This is a genomic window from Arthrobacter sp. efr-133-TYG-104 (genome assembly GCF_030208915.1).
Classification (GTDB): domain Bacteria; phylum Actinomycetota; class Actinomycetes; order Actinomycetales; family Micrococcaceae; genus Arthrobacter.
Genome location: NZ_JARVTA010000025.1, coordinates 1 through 1030, shown reverse-complemented (window position 1 = coordinate 1030; position 1030 = coordinate 1). Strand labels below are relative to the sequence as shown.

The window sequence follows — 1030 nt, the reverse complement described above, 5'->3', positions numbered from 1 at the left end:
TACGCCAGGGGCAACCGTACTGAGAAGGTCCGGATCCTTGATGAGCTCGTCGAGCTGACGGGGTGGAACCGCGATTACGCCCGGCGGGCGTTGCGAAGAGCGCTGGAGCTGCGGCCCGTGCGAGCCCGGCCGGCGCCCGCGCCGGTGTATGGTCCGCGGATCGTGGAGGCGTTGGTGGTGTGTTGGGCAGTGTTGCGGGCCCCGGCCGGGAAGCGCCTGGCCCCGATGCTGCCGGTGTTGGTGCCGTTGCTCCGCCGTGACGGCGAGCTGTCCTTGGACGATGAGGAAGCTGCGTTGTTGATGCGGATGAGTGCAGCCACTATCGACCGGAAACTGGCCCCGGAACGGGCGAAGTTGGTACTGCGGGGCCGGTCCCATACCAAGCCGGGTTCGTTGCTGAAGTCACAAATCCCGATCCGGACCTGGGCCGAGTGGGACGACGCGGTCCCGGGTTTCGTGGAGATCGACCTGGTCGGGCATGAAGGCGGCGTGGCGTCCGGACAGTTATGTTTCACGTTGACGGTCACCGATATCGCCACCGGCTGGACCGTGAACAGGTCCGTGCCAAACAAGGCCCAGAAATGGGTGTTCGAGGCCCTGCAATACGCGATAGGCAGGTTCCCGTTTCCAATCGTGGGGATTGATTCGGACAACGGCACCGAGTTCATCAACGACTACCTGCTCGAGTACTGCCACGCCCAACAGATCACGTTCACCCGCTCCCGGCCAGGGAACAAGAACGACGGTGCTCATGTGGAGCAGAAGAACTGGGCCAGGGTCCGGGAGCTCGTGGGCTACTACCGCTACGACACCTCGACCGAACTGGCGAAACTCAACGAGATCTGGGACCTGGACGCCGTCTTCACGAACTATCTTCTGCCGCAACAAAAGCTGGTTTCGAAGACGCGCCACGGCGCGAAGGTCATCAAGAAACACGACCAGGCAATCACCCCACACCAGCGTGCCGCCCACCACCCCGAGGTCCGAAAACGGGCAGTCATCGGCATGAACGCCCAACTTAAACGGCTCA

The 1030-nt window shown here is 63.0% G+C and carries 1 protein-coding gene; it reads left to right on the top strand.

Features of this window, described 5'->3' with window-relative positions; genetic code table 11:
* Positions 1-1030, top strand: a 1030-nt coding sequence (locus QRN04_RS16490; protein ID WP_284977113.1) for an integrase catalytic domain-containing protein, incomplete at both ends; no start/stop codon positions are given.